Origin of the sequence: Paenibacillus hunanensis (assembly GCF_014645615.1) — a bacterium.
Taxonomy (GTDB): domain Bacteria; phylum Bacillota; class Bacilli; order Paenibacillales; family Paenibacillaceae; genus Saccharibacillus; species Saccharibacillus hunanensis.
This window is the reverse complement of the sequence record NZ_BMMB01000002.1, coordinates 435,825-457,866: the sequence shown is the minus strand read 5'-3', so window position 1 is coordinate 457,866 and position 22,042 is coordinate 435,825. Positions and strand designations below refer to the sequence as shown.

The following is a 22,042-nucleotide window of genomic DNA, read 5'->3' as shown; positions in this document are numbered from 1 at the left end:
ATTTACTAAAACATTATGAAAAGGAGCTACCATGCTGACATCTATCGGAAATCCGCAGATGATTCGTAACTTTAACGAATATTTGATTCTGGAGCTGATCGTGAATGAGGCTGGATTATCGCGTGCTGAAATCAGTCGTCGTACCGGTCTGAGCAAGCCAACCGTTTCTTCGGCTGTGCAAAATTTACTTTACCACCGACTCGTTGTGGAGACGGGGCTTGATACGAATCAGCAAGGTCGTAAAGGTCAGGTACTGGAATTCAATCCGCAGGTATTTCATATTTTCCTGCTCGATATTGGAGCGGAGGGCATCCAGACGGGCATGACCGATCTATCGGGCAAGGTGCGCAATACCGGATATATCGCATGGGCGGAGCTGGAGGGGCATTCGAATGCCCAGCAAGCCTTGCAGCAGCGCTTAAAGGATATCGTTACCCGGCATGCACCGGAGGATGGGCCGATTCGATTTGTTAGTGCGGGTATACCAGCAGTCGTTGATCCATATACCGGATATGTGCAGACGCTATTACCGCAGCTAGAGCGCTATGGAGAGCTATTATCTGCGCCAGCGCTTCGTCAATTACTGGGAGCAGAGGTGCTGCTTGATAACGATGTGAATCTGGCAGCTGTAGCGGAGCAGGAATATGGAAATGGAGCAGGTGCCTGTAGCTTTATTTACATTTCGCTCGGTGAGGGCGTCGGTACAGGGATCGTCATTCAAGGACAAATCTATCGCGGTCTGGCTGGAGCGGCTGGCGAATGGGGACAGGCTGCCCTTCGTAAAGCCGAGACGGGCATAGATGGAACAGAATATCAGCGATTGGAGCAGTATATCGGCAATGAAGGCTTGCGTGAGCTATTGCATGAAGCCGCCCAGCAATCCGATGACACGGATGCAGCAAGCTGGACAATACCGGAGCTGCTGGAGCAGGCGAAGAATGGACATCCGCTGGCAGTACAGGTTTTCGAGCGATATGCAGATCGGCTAATTTTACCACTGGCACAGATGGCATCCTTGCTTGCACCGGAGCGCATTGTGCTGGGTGGACAGATCGGGCAGGCGGCAGATGTGTTTTTACCGATTGTACAGCAGGCACTACCCGCACTGGTGCCAGTCATGCCAGAGCTTAGCGCGTCCAGATTGGAAGAAAGTCATGAGGGTGCGATCATGTGCGGCGCAGCATGGGCAGGAGTACAGCGCTCTTTCCGTTATATTCGAGAGGAAATGCTAGTGATTGGTGGCAAGGAAGCGATCCAACAAGATCAAGGAGGAGTATGACCATGAAGCAATCGGCAGCACAATCTGTTCCCGGCCTGTCCGGCTCAGGCTATACAGCAGGCATCGATATTGGCGGTACGAAGACATTGATTCTGATTACAGACAATAGTGGGCATGTCGTTGTGCGTAATAAAAAGCCAACGGTACAGGCGGAGCACGCAGAAGCCTTTATCGAAGGGGTATTTCAGCAGCTGGATGAGGTGCTACAGGAGGCTGGACTGCTTCGTCATAGCTTAATCGGTATCGGTATCGGCTTCCCTGGCGCGGTCAATCCGCACACAGGCATGATTCATCATGTGCCTGCATTACCGCTGGATGGGGTGAATCTGCTGGAGCTGATCCGACCGTATTATAGCGGCCCATTATATCTGGACAATGACGTGAATATTGCTGCACTGGGCGAATGCTGGCAGGGCGCTGGTGCAGGCAGCACGCAGATGGTAATGGTCACTGTTGGTACAGGAATCGGCGGTGCGATGATCCTTAATGGTGAGTTACACCGCGGAGCAGGCTATACCGCTGGTGAAATTTCCTACTTTGTCGTCGATCATCGACCAGAGGAAGCAGCTGGCTCGGTGAGCAGTCTGGAATTCGGACGCTATGAATCGCTTGCCTCAGGCACAGGCATCGGTGAGCATGCACGCCGCTGGCTGCATCAGCGTGCAGGAGGGGCAGGCGAGCAGATTATTGCTCAGGCAGGCACGATCGAGCAGGTGCAGGCGATCCATGTATTGCAGCTGGCAGCAGCGGGCGATGGGGATGCACAGGCGATTATGGCAGAGCCCATCGGCTATATGGCAGCAGGACTGGCGAATATTGTGTCTTTACTTAATCCGGAGCGCATCGTCGTTGGCGGCGGCGTGTCGGAATCCAGCTATTATATGAGTGAGTTAACCAGGCGTGTGCAGCAGTTTACACCGATTGAAGCACAGCTTGTACCCGCACGGCTTGGAAATGAAGCCGGAGCGCTGGGCGCGGTGTATGGCGTATTGCAGACACTGCGTACACCTGCGGAGCGTTAAGTGTAGGTTGACCGCATCGTTCGTCTTGCTATAGCGAAGCCTACACACTTCAAGCTCCGATTATCGCGATTGCTCACGATGAACGGGATATTTTTTTACACATGATAGATGCTAGACGCTGTTCACAATTGAATATCATCCTTACACCATAGAACACCAATCCATGACCATACTGTATATACCGGGGCCGGAATCCCCGGCTCCGAGCGATCCACACAGGATCAACGGCACCAGCAGGACGATGGGGAAAAGAAGCGGACACCTACATAAAGTCTGCCACCTCATCTTCTGTATGTGACCGATAGAGAAAAGCTGCTGCCACGAAGCAGACAGCGCCACGCTTGGATAACGGATAGAGAAGGAGCAAATGGAATGGGTTCATTATTTGGTGAGAAGGCAAGATTGAAGCGGGAGGCTGTGTCCTCTACGTCTGTAGACCGCGAATCACAGCAGACCTTGCTACGCATTCGCAGCTTTTATTTGCTGGCTGGATTGGCTGGAGGCATGTTCAATCCATACATGTCCACGATGCTGGTGCATGGTGGGTTAGGTAGCACACAGGTCGGTTTGCTGATGTCGATCGGTACGTTCATTTCGATCTTGATTCAGCCGTTCTGGGGACTGGTGGTCGATCGCTTTCAGCAGATGCGACTTGTGCTGATGCTCAGTGTGGCTGTGCCGGCGCTGTTGTCGGTGTTTTATCAAAGTCCGTATTTTATTGTGCTCACGATTATTTATACGATATCGATGGTATTCACCGCCACACAGGCACCAATGGCGGATTCCTACGCACTGGTCGCTGCCCAGAAGGCTAATACGACGTATGGTGCGATTCGTTTTCTCGGTAGTCTCGGTACAGCGGCAGGAAGCTATCTTGGTGGTCTGTATGTGAGTCGGATCGATATATCGTTGATCTGGATTCCCTTTCTTGTGTTTAATCTGCTGGCAGCCGTATTAACACTGACCTTGCCGAGTCGTTCGGATGAAAGTCGTGTGCTACAGCAGTCACTATCTACGGGTATTCGTAGCTTGCTGGGGAATCGTCTATTTCTATGCTTCCTCGGAGGCTGTCTGCTGGTCAATCAGACGCTGACAGCATTTAACTCCTATTTTGTGCTGTCCTTTGAAGAGGCGGGCGGTACGCTGGAGCTGGCAGGGGTCGGGCTATTCATCGCTTCAGCAGCGAATATTCCAGCTATGCTGCTGGCGGCGCGTGTAATTGCACGCTATGGTCATGAACGCATGCTGCTGATTGCCGCCTTTGCCTATATTTTGCGCTGGGGGATTCAGTATCTTTTCCCGGTGCCGTGGGTGATGATCGCGGTACAGCTACTGCATGGACTATCCTTTGGATTTTTCTATATTTCGGCGGTGGAGTATGTATCACGTATCGCTTCACGACATATGCAGGCGACCGCTCAAAGTATTTTCAATATGGTATTTGTCGGTCTGGCTGGCATTGCAGGTAATCTGCTCAACGGATATTTGCTGGAAGCAGGCGGTGCGGCGGCTATGAATCTGTCGTGTATTATTAGTGCGGTACTGGGCGCTGTATTGCTCGGCTATGTAGCAAGTCGTAGTCGGGATCGGGAGCAGACGCCGGTGATCGGTTAAAGGGAGAATGGAGATCGATACGATGGGGTCCCAATTTTGCTGCAAAGGTAGAACTGGATTCGGATCGATGCAATACTTGTGGATCATATAGAGCTGATGAAGGATTCATGATATGTATATTACGAATTACGAAGCCAGTCTGTATTTATGCAGGCTGGCTTTACGTGTATGCTTAATGATAGATGCTATGCTTCAACGGGGTCATATAGTTCACAGCCTGGAGCTATAGAACTCCATATTATTCCATAACAAGCCGATAATGTATGACAGCGATCATTTCGATAAAGTTTATCTTTAAATTTGTGTAAATCCCTCTACAGAATACGCAGAAAAGTATAGAATAAAAAAGAAGTGGTACTTTTCTACGTCACATTTAATCGCATCAGAAACAGAACAATCCTATCGAAAAATGGATAACGAGTACATGCTCAGAAAGAAACCTACCGTGCATTTAACGTACCTGTTGAAATAGATGGACAGAGTATGCTGAGGAAGGGGGAAGTCCATTGTTGTCAAAAAACTGGTATCGGCGGTTGCTATTATCGTATTTCCCTATTTTCCTACTGACGATCTCCATGCTCATTTTCCTGTCATTTATCGTCATCAATGAGATTTCCAAAAAAGAAACCGCGCGTGCGGATCGAATCTCGACTAGCTATATGATGGACACGATGGAGCGAACGGTGCAGGAGATTGAAATGGATGTATTGCGTGATGTGGAAACGTCGACGATCTATGATGAATTTCTGGCCGAGCGTAATACAGGCAATACAGGCGTAACGTATCAGGTAGTAGAGCATTTACGTCAGTTAATGGACAACAATGATCTGCTGGAGTCGGTATATGTGTACCGCGATTCGGATCACAGTGTATTGACGGTGCAAGGGCTGCAACCGTTACAGGGCTTTCGCGATGAGGCATTTATCGACCGTGCATTAAAGGAGCCGGAGCAGCAGGGCTGGTCGACATCGCGCTCCTTTGCCGAAATGGGCGGGGATGATCAGCGTCAGGTGATCAGTATGCATAAGCGCCTGCCGCTGCCTTTTGGCGATCAGGGGATGATCGTGATTAATGTGAGCGTCTACGGTATGCAGCAGCTAGCTGCCTCCATGGTGAATAGCCAGGTGTCCTTTTTGACGATTACGGATGCGGCAGGCAAACAGATCTATCCACCTGCACTGACAGAGGAGGCTGCGGTGGAGCATGATCAGCCGCTGACACAGCTGCGTTCACAGCGTCTGGGCTGGACGCTGGAAAGTGGACTGCGCGCAGGACAGCTATTTGCCTGGGTATCGGTTATCTCTTATATCTGGGTGCTGATCGGCTTGCTCGTCGTACTCGCATCGATCGCCTATATTATCTACATTACACGTAAAAATTATAAGCCGATTCAGGTGATGATGCAGCGAATTGAATCGCTACAGCTATCTGCCCATGATTCACCGCGCAAGGACGAAATGGCGCTGATCGATCAGGCGCTGGAAAGTCTGATTGATCAAACGGTCGATTATGAGCGTCAGCATCATGAGAACCTGCTTATTCACCGTCGCCGGTTATTTATGAACTGGATTGAAGGTGAGCCACCGGAGGAATTGCCGCAGGAGCTGGAGCGCCTGCGCATTTTCCCGGAGCTTGCGGGTCGAACAGGTATAGATGAGCGTCTGACCTACACCTGTATCGTCGCCGAGATTCAGGACTATCATGCTTTTCGTGAAAAGGGTAATACGCAGGAGCATAATACACTCAAGCTGGCGCTGACCAATGTGTTTCAGGAGCTGGCACAGCAGGATGGTGTATACGGCTGGTCAGAGTGGATCAGTGCGCGCCGTGCTGGCATTATTATTGCGGGTGAAGGCGATGAACGTCAGTGGACGCGGCTACTCTTTTCCCTTGCGGCAGGTAGCCGGGAATGGGTGGAGCACAATCTGCATTTACCGATGATATTTGGCACGGGCGTAACGGTGAAGCAGGCCTCTCAGCTGCATCTCGCTTATGAGACCGCTGTAGAATCGATGAAATATTCAATGACGTTAGGGCGCGATGGCGTTGTCATGTATAGCGATCTGCCAGAAGGCGGCGAGCCTGACAGCTATCGTTACTTACAATTGATCTCGGATTGGATCAAGGAGTTTCGTCTTCGTCAGCCCGAATGGCGCGATCATCTACAGCAGCTCCTGCTCCAGCTGGAGGACGATGTACTGCGTGATGATAGTATCCGCTCGCTCGTGCTATCCCTGCTGCAAATGCTTAATCGGGAGCTGGAGGGCATGTCGGCATCACTGGATCAGCTACTGGCGAGTGAGCACGCAGAGGTTGTCATGGAGCAAATCGCTCATGCCGAGACGGTGGATGAGCTACAGACCGCATTAATGCCATATTTGGAACAGTTATATCGCATTTATGAGGAAGCAGGAGACTCTACCAATCAGCGTGCGCTCATCGGAGATATGAAGGCGTATATGGAGGAGCATTTTGCCAATCCTGATCTGTCGCTGAATCATCTGAGCGAACGGTTCAATGTTACGCCCAAATATGTCAGCCACCTGTTCAAAGCCGAGCTGGATGTAAAATTCATTGATCTGCTTGTTCAGCTTCGTTTACAGCGGGCAGAGGAATTGCTGCATTCTACCGATGATACGATTCAAAATATCGCGATTCAGGTCGGCTATGCGAACTCGATTACATTTGGACGTGTATTCAAACGTATTATCGGGGTCACGCCTGGTGATTATCGCAAGCTGAAAATGAAGCCCGGTAGTCTCATTTCACCACCAGGCGAGCAGCGAAAATAAAAGGTCGATGCTTCTAATAGATGCTCCTACAGGCAGCAGCTATTGTGGATAGAGGTTGGAAATTATTCTGACCATTACTGATAAATGTAAGGTTAAGTGTTGGTTAATTCATGAGAATATATCGTTAAAATAGAACAAATAAACTGAATTCTACACCTGAAAAGAAGCATGCTCGATATGACATGCTTCTTTCGCCATACCTGGAAAAGCCCGTCCTGATGCGGTTTTCAGGCTACTGAAAATAGTTTATATCGGGAATTTAGTTGATTACATGTAATGTAAGCGTTATCTTTGTAAGTTTATGGTGGGAATCAAGTTTATTGAGACTTTTGAAATGTGAATGCCATAATTGGTGCAACCCTAATTTGAATAAATGAATCGTACGCTAGCTCGGAACAGTCATAACTCATAAGGGGAAAAGCCGATAAAAGGGGATGAAGAAATGAAAGCGTATTCAGGTAAGAAATGGATGAAGGGACTCACCGGAACAATGCTGGCAGTCATGCTCGCAGGCACTACTGTACTGGCAGGTTGTTCAAGCTCAGGAAGTGATGCTGGAGCAACGACCGCGGATGGCAAATCCGTATTAAAGGTTGAAGTATTCGATCGCGGTAACTCACCGGCAGGTTCTACCATTACCAATAACTACCTGACCAAGCTGGTTAACGAGCGCTTCGGTGCACCGAATAAAATCGATGTACAATACGTACCGATTCCCCGTTCGGAAGAGCTGCAAAAGCTGAACGTACTGATGGCAAGCGGCGGCGATGTACCGGATATCGTATTTACTTATGATCAAGGGACATTCAACCGTTACGCACAGCAAGGCGGTCTGACCGATCTGACTGATCTGCTGAACCAGTATGGCCCGAATCTGAAAAAGTTCCTCGGCGATGAGACACTGGCTTACGGACAGCTTGAAGGCAAGCAATATGCCATTCCGGGTAAACGCTCGGTACTTGGCAAATACGCTTCATTTATTCGTCAGGACTGGCTGGATGCACTGAAGATGCCTGTACCAAAAACAACAGATGAACTATATACTACGCTCAAAGCATTCAAAGAAAAGGACCCGGGTAAAGTAGGAAGCGGCATTATCCCATTCGGTATGACCATCGAGCCTGCACAGTCTGAGCTGCTGCTCTGGTCGTTCATTAAGCAACCACTGACAGATGAGCAAAAGTATACGCTCTCGCAAAAGTTAGGTTCCCGCGATTACCCGATTCTATTGCCGGGCTTCAAAGACGGTTTGAAATTTATGAACAAGCTATACAATGAAGGCATGCTGAGTCGCGACTTTAGCTTGGATAAGGATAAAAAGCAACTCGGACAGGATATCCAGAATGGCAAAACGGGCTTCTTCTCTGAAGATGCAGATAATCCATTCTATGCAGGCAGCTCCTATGAAAACCTGCAAAAAAATGATAAAAATGCTGTCCTGACACCAATTGATGTATTTACCAACAATGAAGGCAAGCATATCAAGCCTGAATATGCACCAAACGGTCTGTACATTATGATTCCAAAATCGAGTACAAAAGCGGTTGAAGCGATCAAGTATCTGGATTGGATGGCATCCGGCACGAACGTACTGGATATGCAAAATGGTGTAGAAGGTGAAAACTACACAATGAAGGACGGTATTCCAATTCTGAAACCAGATGCACCTGCTGATGTCACGAACCGCATTTACAACTATGGCGACATGGTCATTATTGCAAATGGTAAAATCGTCGGCACGGAGGAGCAAAATAACGAAGCTTATATCGCGCAGATCCCAGAGAAATATCAAGCCGATATGCGTAAGTCGGTAGAAATTTCGAATACAGAAACGTTCCCACCGATTAACTTTAATAAACCGATCGATTCTGAAGCCAAGTATGGCAGTGCATTACAGGATAAATACGATCAGCTAGTGGTAAAAGCAACTATGGTCTCCCCAGACCAATTCGATGCTACGTATGATTCCCTGCTGAAGGATTATATGAGCAGTGGTGGACAGGCGATTCTGGATGAGCGTACAAAAGCGTTCCAGGAAGGCGCGTATACGAAGTAAGACAATCCTCATTTATTCAATAAAATAGGCGATGTAGCCGTATTGCTATACATGACTCATATATAACTTTATGTGTTATATATACAATGCGATGCGGTTACAAAACCTATAATATCGGGCTTCTCAAGGCTGTGTTTATGCTCGGAAACAAGTTTATTGAGCCTTTTTATACTTGAGTGCCATAATGGAGACATCCCAAATACGAGATTGTGACAGATAAATTAACTTATCAGGTCAACATAGCTAAAGAGGGAGAAAAGTGAATAAAGGGGTTGGCAAAATGAAATTGGTTTCTGGTAAAACATGGTTCAAGAGCTGGTCGGGTATGATGCTCGCAACCGTACTTGCAGGTACGACTGTACTCGCGGGTTGCTCCAGTTCAAGTAGTGAAGCTGGTGCAACAACAGCAGATGGCAAGTCGGTGCTCAAGGTTGAAGTGTTTGACCGTGGTAATTCGCCAGCAGGCTCGACAATCAGCGACAACTATATGACGAAGCTGGTTAATGAGCGTTTTGGTGAACCGAATAAAATCGATGTTCAATATGTACCAATCCCACGTTCGGAAGAGCTGCAAAAGCTGAACGTACTGATGGCAAGCGGTGGCGATGTACCAGATATCGTGTTCACCTACGATCAAGGCACATTTAACCGTTACGCACAGCAAGGCGGTCTGACCGATTTGACTGATCTGCTGAACCAGTATGGTCCGAATCTGAAAAAATTCCTCGGTGAGGATACACTTTCCTACGGTCAAATCGAAGGTAAGCAATTCGCCATTCCGGGTAAACGCTCGGTGCTTGGCAAATACGCTTCTTATATTCGTCAGGACTGGCTGGATGCACTGAAAATGCCAGTACCGCAAACGACAGACGAGCTGTACAACACATTGAAGGCTTTTAAAGAGAAAGACCCGGGCAAAGTAGGCAACGGCTTGATTCCGTTCGGTATGACGATCGCTCCGGCACAGTATGAGCCGCTGCTCTGGTCGTTCGTGCAGCAGCCGCTGACAGACGAGCAAAAGTATACGCTGACCCAAAAGCTCGGCTCCAGCGATTATCCAACCCTGCTGCCTGGCTTCAAGGATGGACTGAAATTCATGAACAAGCTGTATAACGAAGGCTTGATTAGCCGTGACTTCGGTCTGGATGAGGACAAAAAGCAGCTGTGGCAGGATGTGCAAAACGGTAAGGTTGGTTTCTACACAGAGGATGCAGGCGAGCTGTACTTCACGTACAACGGAACGTACAAAAACCTGCAAGCGAATGTGAAGAACGCGAAGCTGACACCAGCCGATGTATTTACCAATAATGAAGGCAAGCATGCAAAGCCAGAATATGCGTCTAACGGTCTGTACATTATGATCCCTAAATCGAGCAGCAAAGCGGTTGAAGCGATCAAGTATCTGGACTGGATGGCATCCGGTAAAAACCTGTTCGATATGCAAAATGGTGTAGAGGGCGAAAACTATACGCTGAAAAATGGTGTACCTGTAGCGAAAGAGGATGCTTCTACCGAAGCGCAAAACCGTCTGTACAACTATGGTGACATGGCGATTATCGCCAACGGTAAAGTAGCAGGCACAGAAGAACAAAACAATGATGCTTATATTATGCAGGTACCGGAAGAGTATCAGGCAGATATGCGTAAATCGGTTGAAATCTCTAATACCGATACGATTGCTCCGGTCAACTTCAACAAACCGATTGAAGCGGAAGCAAAATACGGCAGTGCCCTGCAGGATAAGTATTCGCAGCTGATTGTTAAAGCAACCATGGCTCCAACCGCCCAATTTAATGCAACATATGATGCTTTACTCAAGGATTATATGAGCAGCGGTGGACAGGCAATTCTCGATGAGCGCACGAAGGTATTCCAAGAGGGTGGCGCGAGCAAGTAAGACATCTGTACACGATTGATCTGTAATGATTTGGAGATCGCCTGGCTTACGGGCGCAGGCGATCTCCCCATTTATAAGCTGAAAGGGGAGTACGACAGTGAAAACGTCCACCTACCTGAGAAGATACTGGCAGCTGTATTTCCTGCTCATTTTGCCGCTCGCTTACTTTGCCATTTTCAAATATGGACCGATGTACGGCGTACAGATTGCATTTAAGGATTTTAACTTTTTCCAGGGTATTAACGGCAGTGAATGGATTGGCTGGGATGGCTTTCGAGAGGTTTTCCAAAATCAGGATTTTTATCGTACTCTTCGCAACACCTTAATGTTGAATATTCTGGACCTGATCGTTTCGTTCCCGGCACCGCTGATCCTTGCGATTATGCTGTATGAGGTCAAAGCGTTGTGGTTCAAGAAACTTTCGCAGACCATTCTCTATATTCCGCACTTTATCTCCTGGGTTATTATCGGGGGAATCGTGTATCAGGTATTTGGCACACAATCCGGCTTTATCAACAATCTGTGGGTATCGATGGGCTTCCAGCCGATCCCGTTCCTGACTGATCCGAACTACTGGCTGATCACCTATCTGCTGACAGGTGTATGGCAAAGCGCAGGCTGGGGAACGATTCTATACTTGGCTGCACTGACCGGGATCAACAAAGAGCTGTATGAAGCAGCTGAGGTCGATGGTGCAACACGTATGCGCCGTATCTGGCATATTACACTGCCAGGCCTGCGCCCAACGATCATTACGCTGCTGATTATCAACCTCGGTAATATGGTAACGATCGGGTTTGAACGTCCTTACGTTATCGGTAACGTTGCGGTTCAGGAATATTCGGATGTACTAAGTACCTTCGTCTACCGGATCGGTTTGGAATCCGGACAATATACGCTGGCGACCGTGGTTGGTCTGTTCCAGGCTGTAGTTGGACTTATTTTCGTACTGGGTGCGAACTTTGCAGCGAAGAAAACGACCGGGGAGGGGATCCTGTAATGGCAGAAGCAGCTCGCGTTAATGAAACCGACCGCATCAAGGTTAAGCCTAACATTAGTCGTGGTGACCGTATTTTCGATATTGTGAATATGACGCTCATCGCTGTCTCGGTACTGATCTGTATTTTCCCTTTTATCCACGTGCTCTCGATCTCGCTTAGCTCGTCGCGTCCGATTATGTCGGGTGAGGTTACGCTATTCCCGAAGGAATTTACGATTGAGGCGTATGTGAAGGTGTTTAGCGATCCATCGATGATTCGCTCGCTCGGCTTCACGGTGATACTGACAGCGGTATTCACACTGTTCTGTATGGCGATGACGATTGCGGCAGCGTACCCGCTGTCCAAGTCAAATCTGAAAGGTCGCGGCTTCTTTATGGTCGTGATCATCATTACGATGTTCTTTAGTGGTGGTATTATTCCCGAGTACATTCTCGTGCGTAACCTGCACTTGCTGGATACGATGTGGGCGCTCATTTTGCCAGGCTTGATCAGTCCATTCTATCTGATCATTATGATCTCGTTCTTTAAAGGGATACCGGATAGTCTGGAGGAGGCGGCAGAGATTGATGGTAGCAGTCACTTCCGTACACTGCTCCGTATCATTTTGCCGTTGTCGATGCCGGTTATCGCAACGCTCAGTCTGTTCTATGCGGTTGGACGCTGGAATGGATTTATGGATACACTCATGTACATCAACAGCCCGGAGCTGTATCCGCTGCAATTGAAGCTGTATCAATTGATTCAGAACAATATGGCAACCGAGCTGATGCGTAATGAGGTTGCAGGTACAGCGAATATGATGCCAGAGAGTCTGAAGGCGGCGAGCGTTATTTTCGCAACCGTGCCGATTCTGATCGTGTATCCATGGCTGCAACGCTACTTTGTTAGTGGTGTAATGCTGGGTGCGGTCAAGGGCTAATCGAGCTAGATTTTAACGACAACTGTATAGCAAGCAGGATAATGAGGATCGCGGCTTCCCGTACAGGGGGCCGCATCCTTTTTACTACGAAGGTGCGCTCGAAGGAGAAGCAGCGGACGAGCCTTACACTATAGAGAAAAGGAAGGATTGACCATGTACACATCCAAAGGCGAATACTCATTTTCTACTTGTTGGAACATTAAGCGTCACCCGAATGATGGAGCAGCGATGATCGAGGAGATCAAGGAGTTAGGCTTCCAGAAAGTAGAGCTGAATTATAATGTAACTAAAGAAATGCTACAGACGATTGAGCCAATGATCGAACGCGGCGAGATTGGCGTGTCGAGTGTGCATAATACGTTTCCGCATACGCCTGATCCAGACTATGGTACAGATTCTGTGCTGCTTGGCTTTGACGATGAGACCAAGCGTAAAAAGGCGATTGATCTGCTCGTTGGCTCGGCGGAGTATGCACATCGTTATGGTGCTAAGGCGGTCGTGGTGCATCCGGGTGAGGTACCGTTTGCCTACAATATCGATGAAGAGCTGAAAGGCATCTATCATGAACAGGGCAAGGACTCGCCAGCTTATCAGAAGCTATGGTCGGAAATGCTGGAGCGGCGTGAAAGCCTGGCAGCCACCTATCTGGAGCGTATTCAGCATAGTCTGGAGGAGGTATGTGATCGTGTATTGTCAAAGGGCTACGATGTAGCCTTTGGGATTGAGACGCGTTCACGCTGCTATCAGATGCCAACGCTATCGGAAGCGAAAACGGTACGTGAGCGTATGAAGGGTGCACCCGTCTATCTCTGGTATGATATCGGACATGGGATGATGATGGATCGAATGGGTCTGTATCATAACGCAGAAGAAGCGAATGCGATGAAGGAAGATATTATCGGTGTACACATTCACGAGACGCTCGGCTTGTCGGATCACTGGTGTCCGTATGTGCATAGCGGCGATATGGAATTTTTCGATCGTTTTCTGGATATTATTGACCATGCCCCGGTCAAGGTATACGAGCTCAAAGCGGCTTGTCAGCCGCATGAAATTGATGAGAGTCATAAGCTGTTGCTGAGCAAAATAGCTGCACGCCATGCAGGAAGCACGAGAGGAGTATAGCCGATGAAGACGCTGGATAAGCTGGTCAATCTGAATGAGGAATGGGTTGAACGCGGGATGCACAGGCAGGTTATGGAAGCGGATAGCCGCTACTATGGCGGTGTTAAGGATCTAGCTAATGGCATCCCATGGCCCAATCATAGCGTAGGCACGCCGGTATGGATGGCGGTCTGGACAGCGGCATTGGTGAATCGAGATTCGGTCTATTATCATAATCCGGATTTGCTAGAGCGACTGGAGCTGGCTTCTCTCTATATGCTTCGTGTTCAGCATGAGGATGGCTCCATTTCGCCGGGATGGACGAATTTTCATTCGCCACCGGATACAGGCTTTGTCATCGTCGGCTATGCACAGCTGTATTTGCTGCTGTCACGCGAGGTATGGCCAGAAGCGCAGGAGACGATTGCGAATATGCGCTTATTTCTGGAACGAACGATTCCTGTGATGCTGACGGGAGGCTGTCATACACCGAATCACCGCTGGGTATTGTGTGCGGCACTCGGTTATTTGTACAGAATTTTTGCCGACACGCGTCTGCAACAGCGTGCAGATGAGTGGATGGCAGAAGGAATGGACATTACGCCAGATGGTGAATGGACGGAGCGCAGTAATGGGATCTACAATGCGGTCAGTGATGTGATGCTGATCCATGCCGCACGCGAGCTACAACGTCCCGAGCTGCTCGATCCGGTGCGTCATAATCTGGAGATGATGATGTATCTGATTCATCCGTCCGGTGAGGTCGTGACCGATTATTCTGGTCGTCAGGACTTTGGACAGCTGTTCACAATGGAGAGCTATCTGCTGTCGTATTATTTAATGACTGCGATCGATCATGATCCACGCTTTGCAGCGATGGAGCAGCTGGCAGCCGATGCGGTACAGGAAACCTTTAGCTGTGCGAATAATCCGCTCATCGGCATGCTGCTCTATCCGCGTACAGATGGCGATACCGTACAGCCTGGACAGCTACCGCATAATTATCGTCAGATGATCAATGGTAGCTTTGGGCGTGAACAGTATGTGGCAGGGATTCCAGACGCAGGTCATCATAATGCGATTCGCTACAGTCGTCCACATCTGGACTTTGGTGCGCCGGTGCTACGCATCCGCCATGAGCAGACGAGTCTGACGATGATGACAGAAACCTCCTCTATGCTGGCGCTTCGTCATGGAAAGGTACGTTTGCTTGGACTACAGCTAGCTTCGTATTTTGGACCGGGCTTTGTGCCGATGCAGACACTGGAAGAGACGGATAGCGGGTATAAGCTGACGGCGGTCTACCATAAAGGCTATAACGCACCGATTCCAGCCCAGCATTTACCACGCTCTGCTTTTGATGATGTGAGTCCGTGGTATTTACTGCCGCATCAATTCCGTGAAGCTACCCATACGTGCGAGTATCGGGTCGAGGTGGAAATGGTTGAGCAGGTTGGTGGGATCGATCTGTATATTCGTTCGGCTGAGCCAGCAGAAGTGATGACACAGCTATCGTTTATTTTCGGTAGCGAATCTCAGGTTGTAGCTGAGGATGGCGAGCTGGAGTCAGTGTATGAGGATAAGGTAGTATTATGGAAGGATGGGCTGATTCGTATAGAGAGTGGAGAGGACTGGATGGTGCTATCTGGCGGCGCAGGTGAGCATACGGCAGCTTCGGTGCGGGAAGCTTCGTATCCGTATGATTGCCGAACGTTGCTGGTGAATCTGGTCACCCCGTTCGAGCATAAGATTAGTATTCGCTTGTCGCCAGGCACAAGTACAGATAGTGAGACACGTGCTCTGCAATGGCTGGAGCGTCAGCGTGGATAAGCGATCGAGTCGAGAAGACAATAAGTGAATATGAGGATGCGATATCGAATGCAGTGAATGCCGTCGATTCTCGGCTGTAGGGGCTGAGGATTGGCGGTTTTTGCTTGGAAATAGGAATTAGAACGGGGCTAGAGATCGAACTGGAGCTCGAATATGCAAAAGCCACATACGAGCAGGCTTGCCTGTCGATGTGGCTTTGTATGATGAGTTCGTATGGTGAGAATACGTTAGGTGTAATCTTTAGTCGGAAGAGTGGGCTAGAGTACGGATTTCGCTTTCGTTTAAACCCGTCACCTGGCTAATGGTGTGAGTATCTAATCCGAGCTTTAGCATGCGTAAAGCTGTTTGTTGCAAGCTCTGCTCGATGCCTTTTTCCAGTCCTTTTTCCATTCCTTGTTCGATTCCCTTTTCAATACCTTCCTGGATTCCCTTCTCCATGCCCGCCTTAAAGCCGTACAATTCGGCGTTCTTGGCAGCTTCCATTAAGGATGCTTGATCATGCAGGTATTTCTGACGAGCTTCATAGCGCATGCGTGCCTCCTGATCCTGGCTGAGAAATTCCAGTGTATCCATCGCTTTTTTGAGCTTTGGCTCATTCATCGTTAGCACCTCCCATTGATCTGGTGTGACGCCTTTTAGAAATAATAGCCAGTTGGCGAGTCCGCCCTGTTTTGTCGGGGCAGCTTGAGCATTCAATTTGGGTAGCTCCAAAAAATGAATCTCGATATCGTCTGTCAGTGTAATGCCTGTCTGATCCTCGTGCAGGTGAAATACACTATGGTAAAGGTCATTTTTGAGTAACGCAAAATCCAAAATATTAATCGTTACGCACCGCTTCAATGTGCTGTAGGATTGCCCTTCCACCAGCTGGGACGAATACAGCTTACTCCAATAAAATAAAGTACGTTTTTCCATATCATAGCGGTTAAATAGCTGCATTTCAACATTAATCAGCTCACCTTCTGTCGTGCGTGCCCGAATATCCAGAATCGATTGCTTATCAAGTGGAGAGCCTTTTTCGATATAAGGATTAAGCACAATAATTTCACGCAGTGGCGGACGATGTGCCTCGGTAAATGTTCGATTCAGAAAAGCAAGCAATACATCCTGATTCTCTTCACTACCGAAAATACGTTTAAACAAAAAATCATTACGAGGATCAAGCAGCTCTGTCATGTACAAGCCTCCAGGTGCGAATTTTGCTAAAAGAACCCTCGATGAAGAGGGTACGGCTGTAATGTATGTAGGGTAGGTGTCTGTTTTAGATACTTTTATATTAGCGAGAAGCAAGATAAAATACAAGAACATATGTTCCCTTTTTATGTATGAGAAAAGCACGAGCTCTGTTATGAAAATAAGGTAGCTCGTGCTATGAAAGGACAGTTCGTATATAGGAGCATCGTTCAGCTAGATGCTAATACGATGGCGTTTAGCTCAGCTGAGGGATTGGAAAAGTATAGAGAACCCATTGAAGTGTCTACTTCTCGGCTTTATTCGTCGTGAAATAGTGCATCGGTGCATCACGCGGCTGACATTTCTGTATATCAGCGTACAGCAGCCAATGTATCCAGCATATTGACTGGAGTCCAACCTACATCCAACCTATATCCATCCAGAATCACTCTAATATCCATTTAATATCAATCCGCCAAACGCTTACTCAAATGTTTATGCAGCGATTTCGCCAGAGCAGGCTCATCCAGCAGCTGTCGCAGTGCTGCCGTATCGCCTTTTTCGTGATACAGCACACGATTACATTCAGCGATCGTCGTACCCTTTCCCTCACGGCTGAGCAAGGTGAAGGTATCACCTGCCTGGATCGTACCCGGTGTAATAACGCGGAAATAGAAGCCAGAATAGCCCGTATCGCGCACACGCAGGATCATTTCATTACGCTCCAGATGCGCGGCGAGCTTGAAGCAGGGCTGACGGGGCTGGCTCACTTGAACCGTTGCCGTGCCAATCCGGTATGTATCCCCGATACAGACGTCTTGCTCCTGCAAGCCTTGAACGGTAAAGTTTTCTCCAAAGGCACCGGGCTCAAATGGACGATTCATCTGTTCACTCCACCAGGAATAGTGATCCGCCGAATACACACAGGCTGCTTTATCCGGGCCGCCGTGATTTTTAAGATCACCCTGACCATCCTGCTGAATGCCTTCCGCGCTTATGTGAAGTGGCTCACTAGACGGTGTTTTGATAAAGCCGGTATAGACCGATTTGCCATTCCATTCCACATGGACAGGTAATCCAGTATTCAACGACAGTAGGCGTGCCGACGAGGTGTCTTTTGCAATAGAGGTGTTCATACAAGCTCCTTTCGCGCTCAATCGCGGTAAATTCTATTCATTTAGGAGCGAGATGCTCCTATTCGTGCTTTGTGTCTTGGCGATAATTGTATCATAATAATGGATGGATACGATTTCAATTTATCATACTCGAACGCCAGGCGTTCTGGAGTTGAACATATAAAGGGGAGCCAGATGGAAAGGTTATTTCGATGGGTATATATGATATTGCTCGGTTTGCTTATTGCCGGTGTGGCATTGCCAGCACTGCCGAGCCATATTGCGATTGCCAGTCCCTATGTGAACAATCATGTAAAAGACGATGCCGGGCTATTTAGCGATAAAGATATTCAGCGGATGAATCAAGCATTAGCGAATCATCATTATAAGCTGTATGTAATGACCGTATCAGGTTATACCGAGGAAGCAGGCATGAAGCTGGTTGATCAGCTGTATGATGAATTCGATCTGGGCTCCAACGAGCTCCTGCTATTGATCACGACGAATCCGAATTTTGTGCATATGGCATTTGAAAATGATGAGCTGGCTGCGCGAATTGCCGCAAGCCGTGCAGCCACGGTACGTGGCGTAACCGATACACAGTTTGTACCTTACGCGAAAACAGGTGATGTGGCTGGTGGTGTGATTGCGATCAGTGAATATCTTAACGGATTAGGGCCGGTATCCGGAAAAGACACGCATGGAGCGCATCAGGATGAGAGTATACAGTCTCCTGTGATTTCAGAGGCACCACAGCTAAGCGAGCAGCAAAATCAGAATTTGCATCATAAGCGTCAGCTTGTGCTTCAGATTGGAGCAGGCATTTTGCTTCTGCTCGTACTGGCTACTGTTGTACTAATATGGCGGCGTTTGTCCGTCCGGCGTAAGCTGCTTCGGCGCCGAACAGCACTTCAGCGACGCATTAATAAAATAGAGCATCGAATCGCCGTTCTGCTCGGCTCGGAGGTGCTCAATACGGATATCGCTGCCAGCGGTGGGAGCAAGGATAAAAGTATGCTGCAATCTCAGCTACGGCAGGAGTCAGAGCAGCAGCTTGCACAGACACAGCAATGCCGTTCAGCTGTGCGAGCGATTCGCCTGCCGATGCTATCCCTTTCACGTCCCAGGCTAGAGCTTGGGCGATTAGAGCACGACCTACTATTAATTGAGGAGCAGCTGGTGCCACTGGAGCAGCAGCATGCGTTACTTCATGGTACGGTGCCTGCTGACGTGATAGCGGCGGCGACCTCAGCCGCATCCACCACCGTTGTACCTGGAAAACAAGCACAGGAGCAGGAGCGAGTAGCCGCTCAGTCGATCGATGCTACCTACGATCTGGATCGAATCGCCGATGAATTGGAAGCACAGATTGCCCGTGAAGGATTGTATACAGGTGGAGATGAGAATCCGTTAGCCCTGCTGGAGCTGGCGCGTACCGATCAGCAACGTATGCGCAAGCTACAGGCTCGTGGTGATCGTAACGGTGCGATGGCAGCAAGGCGAACACTGGACAGCCATATTCAGCAGGCACGGCGATTAGTACAGGATATGCTCCGTTTTCGTCAGCAGGCGATGCAGGTATCGGAGGAAGCGGAACGAACGATAGAAGAATATGAATCGCTCCCGGATTGGCATGCCCGTGAATGGGCAAGTCTGGAAGGGCATTATGCGGTGCATCATCTGAATGAGCAGCAGGAGCGCTACGAGGATATGCAGCATTTACTGCAACGGATGGAGCGACTTTGCCCGCAAATTGTGCATAATCTGCTCGGGAAGACGCCGCATTATGCGCGTGCTTATGAGGATAGCTTGCAGATTAGTGCTGCGATTCAGCGGCTACAGGAGCAGCGTCTCGCGCTAATGAGCTATCCTGAGGAGCTTGATTTACGTAAAAAGCTGGATATGGAGCGCTGGGAAGCGTTGAGCAGTCATCATCGTGATATTGCCAGTCGCCTCACCGAGCTGCCGCTAGATCATCTACAGATTCGTCCCTTTCAGGAGCAAAGCTTTCAATCATTGGAGCATGCAAGACTATTACTTTTAGAGGAGCCAATCGATCTGCATGCAGCGGAAGGAGCCCTTGAGGTGATCGAACAGCATCTGGAGCTGCTGATTCGTCAATTCGAGACAGTGGAGCTGCCGATTCGTACGGATGAGTATTCTGAAGAGTCATCGTCGATGAACGATAGCGGACAGGATCAGCAAGAGGATGAGCCGCAGTCAGCGGATGATTGGAAACGCAATGACCGTGAATGATGGGATGAGGCGAAGTCCGCACATCCGCACAGTAGTGCAAGTATGAAGCGCATGCCTCCGTCAGCACCAGTCGATGCAGCGATCATAAAAGCGAAGCCCTGCATCAACAATTCAGGCCGTTAATTTAAACGGTCAGATTTGTTGATGCAGGGCTTTCGATTGTGTAGAGCTTGAGGCTTGTTCAAGCTCCTATGGATACATCCTATCTATTGCAGCGAATAGAAGTTTATTTATCGGGTTGAGAGCGGACGGATTTCCAGCGCCAGATGAGCTCACCTAGCAAATAACCACATAACAAAAAGAGGGGTACGGTACGCGAAATTTCACCTAAAATGCCGTCCAGCGTCAGTGTAAAGGTATGATCCATATAATGCATCGCCATGACTGCAAGTGAGGTGACGCCGCCATAGCCGCATACTCCCTCACACCAGATGAATTGATATTTGTTCATCCTGACCTCCAACGCTCTGCGTATGATGGTTTTATCATAATGCATTACGAAAGCGGCTTCAATACTAAAAATGGGAACCGATGGAATGCAGCACACTATGCATGTTATGCTTCCGCATCAGCAGGCTGGATAAAATGGTGCAGATCATGATCGGCTTTGGCTTGATTGCACAGATTGCAGGCGCACACACAATTGAGCGGTGTGGTGTGTCCACCTCTTGCACGTGGTAGCAGATGGTCGATCGTATCACCGGGCCCACCGCAGAAGTAGCAGGTATAGTGATCTCGCTCTAAAATATATTTGCGAAAGGAACGGTTGCTGTACAGTCGGCGAATCGTATGACGATTGACGACGACAGCGGCATATTCCTTAACGAGTGTAATCGCCGTCTCCATATCGGTTTCCTGATGCCAGCGGCGACCTTTGTCCGTGCGTCCACGCATGTGTACGATCCCGCGGCGAGTTGGACGCAGAATCGACAGATCCAGACCATGACCACGAATATCGCTGGCTTCGATCGAGGGCAGGCTGCGAACAGGGCGAGCGGTGACGATCGATGAACCTCTCTCATGACCGATGGCAGGGGTAGAAGGATTATCAGTATGATCTACCGCTGAATGAGCGGGATGCTGGGAAGCATTCGTATAAGTGGCTGCAAGATGCGCTTCGTCGTGTGTAATCTCTGCCTGCGATGGCGCAATAGAGCTGGAACCGTCGATTTTGGCGGCTTTTAATTGTTTGCGGCAGTTCCGACAGGTGCCGCGCCGTCTTGCTCGTCCAGACTTGCGTCCGGTGCGCTTCAAGTAATGGGAGAGCGGATGCATCTGGCCGCAGCGAGAACAGACCTTACCTGAGGCTTGTTCTGCCGCGTGTGCATCGTGCTCCTGAGCCGGGTCGACTTCACCGGCAGCGGCTGCTGCTGATTCCGGATAAATATGCTGCATCGTTCTCACCTGTTTTCTGTAAATTATCCTGTTGCATGTACTGCCATGTTGCCTCTATAGCGGCAGCAGATCCTGACGTTTGGCGATAGGCTCGCAATCTTTACATACGCCAACCAGACCGCCATTATCTGTAGCATAGAAGGTTAGTCGATGAACTTCTTTCTTGCAATACGAGCATTTTTGCAGGCGTACCTTAGGTAGCTCACCTGACTTGGATAAAGGAAGCGGTCTGACGGTTGCAGGAACTGCCTTTTTATGCTCGTGTACTTGATCGCGTTTGAGCAATTGCTCGGGTGATTGGTTCGCACGCTTGCTCTCCTTACCCGGTGTGCTGCGACGCTGGCGAAAGTCGGCAAGATCGACCACATTGCGTGGTGTCGTATCCCGTTCCACTGGTAGGGGCGGAAGCGAATCATCTGGCCGTGGTGTATGATGGTTGGTCCATTTACGCGGCTGGGAAAACAGCATCAGGATGATCCAGACGGCGACCAACAATATTGCGGCAATTCCGACTGCCAGTAAAATCCATGCAGGCTGCATCTAATTCACCTTCCTCGCTGATAATTAAGCCATGGTACGCTGTACTGTG

Annotated in this window: 16 protein-coding genes; 11 read left to right on the top strand and 5 right to left on the bottom strand. The window is 49.0% G+C overall.

Going from position 1 to position 22,042, the window contains the following annotated elements; all coding sequences use genetic code 11:
* Positions 1-31 precede the first annotated feature (31 nt).
* The 10 genes from IEX62_RS05400 (at position 32) to IEX62_RS05355 (ending at position 15,514) form a co-directional block, all read left to right on the top strand.
* On the top strand, positions 32-1,279 hold the full coding sequence (locus tag IEX62_RS05400; RefSeq protein ID WP_188774388.1) for an ROK family transcriptional regulator: 1,248 nt from the start codon (positions 32-34) through the stop codon (positions 1,277-1,279).
* 2 nt (positions 1,280-1,281) lie between these two features.
* Positions 1,282-2,301 (top strand): ROK family protein, encoded by a 1,020-nt coding sequence (locus IEX62_RS05395; protein WP_188774387.1) that lies wholly within the window; start codon positions 1,282-1,284, stop codon positions 2,299-2,301.
* Positions 2,302-2,673: 372 nt separating this feature from the next.
* Positions 2,674-3,915, top strand: coding sequence for an MFS transporter (locus IEX62_RS05390; RefSeq protein ID WP_188774386.1), 1,242 nt, complete (start codon positions 2,674-2,676; stop codon positions 3,913-3,915).
* A gap of 509 nt (positions 3,916-4,424) precedes the next feature.
* Positions 4,425-6,707 carry a helix-turn-helix domain-containing protein gene (locus tag IEX62_RS05385; protein WP_188774385.1) on the top strand — a complete coding sequence of 761 codons (2,283 nt, stop codon included), beginning with the start codon at positions 4,425-4,427 and terminating at the stop codon, positions 6,705-6,707.
* Positions 6,708-7,149: 442 nt separating this feature from the next.
* Positions 7,150-8,763, top strand: coding sequence for an extracellular solute-binding protein (locus tag IEX62_RS05380; RefSeq protein ID WP_188774384.1), 1,614 nt, complete (start codon positions 7,150-7,152; stop codon positions 8,761-8,763).
* 280 nt (positions 8,764-9,043) lie between these two features.
* Complete coding sequence (locus IEX62_RS05375) at positions 9,044-10,660, top strand: extracellular solute-binding protein (RefSeq protein WP_188774383.1); 1,617 nt, start codon at positions 9,044-9,046, stop codon at positions 10,658-10,660.
* A 97-nt stretch (positions 10,661-10,757) separates the two neighbouring features.
* A complete protein-coding gene (locus tag IEX62_RS05370; protein WP_188774382.1) occupies positions 10,758-11,660 on the top strand; it encodes an ABC transporter permease in 903 nt (300 codons plus the stop codon).
* A gap of 89 nt (positions 11,661-11,749) precedes the next feature.
* Complete coding sequence (locus IEX62_RS05365) at positions 11,750-12,580, top strand: carbohydrate ABC transporter permease (protein WP_229685646.1); 831 nt, start codon at positions 11,750-11,752, stop codon at positions 12,578-12,580.
* Between the two features lie 153 nt (positions 12,581-12,733).
* Positions 12,734-13,705: a sugar phosphate isomerase/epimerase family protein gene (locus tag IEX62_RS05360; RefSeq protein ID WP_188774380.1), complete on the top strand. Its 972-nt coding sequence runs from the start codon at positions 12,734-12,736 to the stop codon at positions 13,703-13,705.
* A 3-nt stretch (positions 13,706-13,708) separates the two neighbouring features.
* A complete protein-coding gene (locus tag IEX62_RS05355) occupies positions 13,709-15,514 on the top strand; it encodes a hypothetical protein (RefSeq protein WP_188774379.1) in 1,806 nt (601 codons plus the stop codon).
* Positions 15,515-15,754: 240 nt separating this feature from the next.
* On the opposite strand, the gene IEX62_RS05350 is transcribed toward IEX62_RS05355, so the two are convergent.
* Both IEX62_RS05350 and IEX62_RS05345 read right to left on the bottom strand, forming a co-directional pair.
* Positions 15,755-16,690, bottom strand: a complete 936-nt coding sequence (locus IEX62_RS05350) for an Rpn family recombination-promoting nuclease/putative transposase (RefSeq protein WP_188774378.1) — start codon at positions 16,688-16,690, stop codon at positions 15,755-15,757.
* Between the two features lie 464 nt (positions 16,691-17,154).
* Positions 17,155-17,823: an MOSC domain-containing protein gene (locus IEX62_RS05345; RefSeq protein WP_188774377.1), complete on the bottom strand. Its 669-nt coding sequence runs from the start codon at positions 17,821-17,823 to the stop codon at positions 17,155-17,157.
* A 174-nt stretch (positions 17,824-17,997) separates the two neighbouring features.
* On the opposite strand from IEX62_RS05345, the gene IEX62_RS05340 reads away from it, so the two are divergent.
* Positions 17,998-20,058, top strand: a complete 2,061-nt coding sequence (locus IEX62_RS05340) for a TPM domain-containing protein (protein WP_188774376.1) — start codon at positions 17,998-18,000, stop codon at positions 20,056-20,058.
* A 226-nt stretch (positions 20,059-20,284) separates the two neighbouring features.
* Here the strand turns inward: IEX62_RS05340 and IEX62_RS05335 are convergent, their stop codons facing one another.
* From IEX62_RS05335 to IEX62_RS05325, 3 genes are all read right to left on the bottom strand, one after another.
* Complete coding sequence (locus IEX62_RS05335; RefSeq protein WP_188774375.1) at positions 20,285-20,509, bottom strand: hypothetical protein; 225 nt, start codon at positions 20,507-20,509, stop codon at positions 20,285-20,287.
* Between the two features lie 104 nt (positions 20,510-20,613).
* Positions 20,614-21,453, bottom strand: a complete 840-nt coding sequence (locus tag IEX62_RS05330) for an HNH endonuclease (protein WP_188774374.1) — start codon at positions 21,451-21,453, stop codon at positions 20,614-20,616.
* 54 nt (positions 21,454-21,507) lie between these two features.
* Positions 21,508-21,993, bottom strand: coding sequence for a hypothetical protein (locus IEX62_RS05325; RefSeq protein ID WP_188774373.1), 486 nt, complete (start codon positions 21,991-21,993; stop codon positions 21,508-21,510).
* Between the last annotated feature and the right edge of the window lie 49 nt (positions 21,994-22,042).

Coding starts and splice junctions, on each gene's coding strand:
- IEX62_RS05325 (WP_188774373.1), bottom strand. CDS start 21,993: ATGCAGCCTGCATGGATTTTACTGGCAGTCGGAATTGCCGCAATATTG.
- IEX62_RS05335 (WP_188774375.1), bottom strand. CDS start 20,509: ATGAACAAATATCAATTCATCTGGTGTGAGGGAGTATGCGGCTATGGC.
- IEX62_RS05330 (WP_188774374.1), bottom strand. CDS start 21,453: ATGCAGCATATTTATCCGGAATCAGCAGCAGCCGCTGCCGGTGAAGTC.
- IEX62_RS05360 (WP_188774380.1), top strand. CDS start 12,734: ATGTACACATCCAAAGGCGAATACTCATTTTCTACTTGTTGGAACATT.
- IEX62_RS05345 (WP_188774377.1), bottom strand. CDS start 17,823: ATGAACACCTCTATTGCAAAAGACACCTCGTCGGCACGCCTACTGTCG.
- IEX62_RS05380 (WP_188774384.1), top strand. CDS start 7,150: ATGAAAGCGTATTCAGGTAAGAAATGGATGAAGGGACTCACCGGAACA.
- IEX62_RS05365 (WP_229685646.1), top strand. CDS start 11,750: ATGACGCTCATCGCTGTCTCGGTACTGATCTGTATTTTCCCTTTTATC.
- IEX62_RS05400 (WP_188774388.1), top strand. CDS start 32: ATGCTGACATCTATCGGAAATCCGCAGATGATTCGTAACTTTAACGAA.
- IEX62_RS05350 (WP_188774378.1), bottom strand. CDS start 16,690: ATGACAGAGCTGCTTGATCCTCGTAATGATTTTTTGTTTAAACGTATT.
- IEX62_RS05340 (WP_188774376.1), top strand. CDS start 17,998: ATGGAAAGGTTATTTCGATGGGTATATATGATATTGCTCGGTTTGCTT.
- IEX62_RS05375 (WP_188774383.1), top strand. CDS start 9,044: ATGAAATTGGTTTCTGGTAAAACATGGTTCAAGAGCTGGTCGGGTATG.
- IEX62_RS05390 (WP_188774386.1), top strand. CDS start 2,674: ATGGGTTCATTATTTGGTGAGAAGGCAAGATTGAAGCGGGAGGCTGTG.
- IEX62_RS05395 (WP_188774387.1), top strand. CDS start 1,282: ATGAAGCAATCGGCAGCACAATCTGTTCCCGGCCTGTCCGGCTCAGGC.
- IEX62_RS05355 (WP_188774379.1), top strand. CDS start 13,709: ATGAAGACGCTGGATAAGCTGGTCAATCTGAATGAGGAATGGGTTGAA.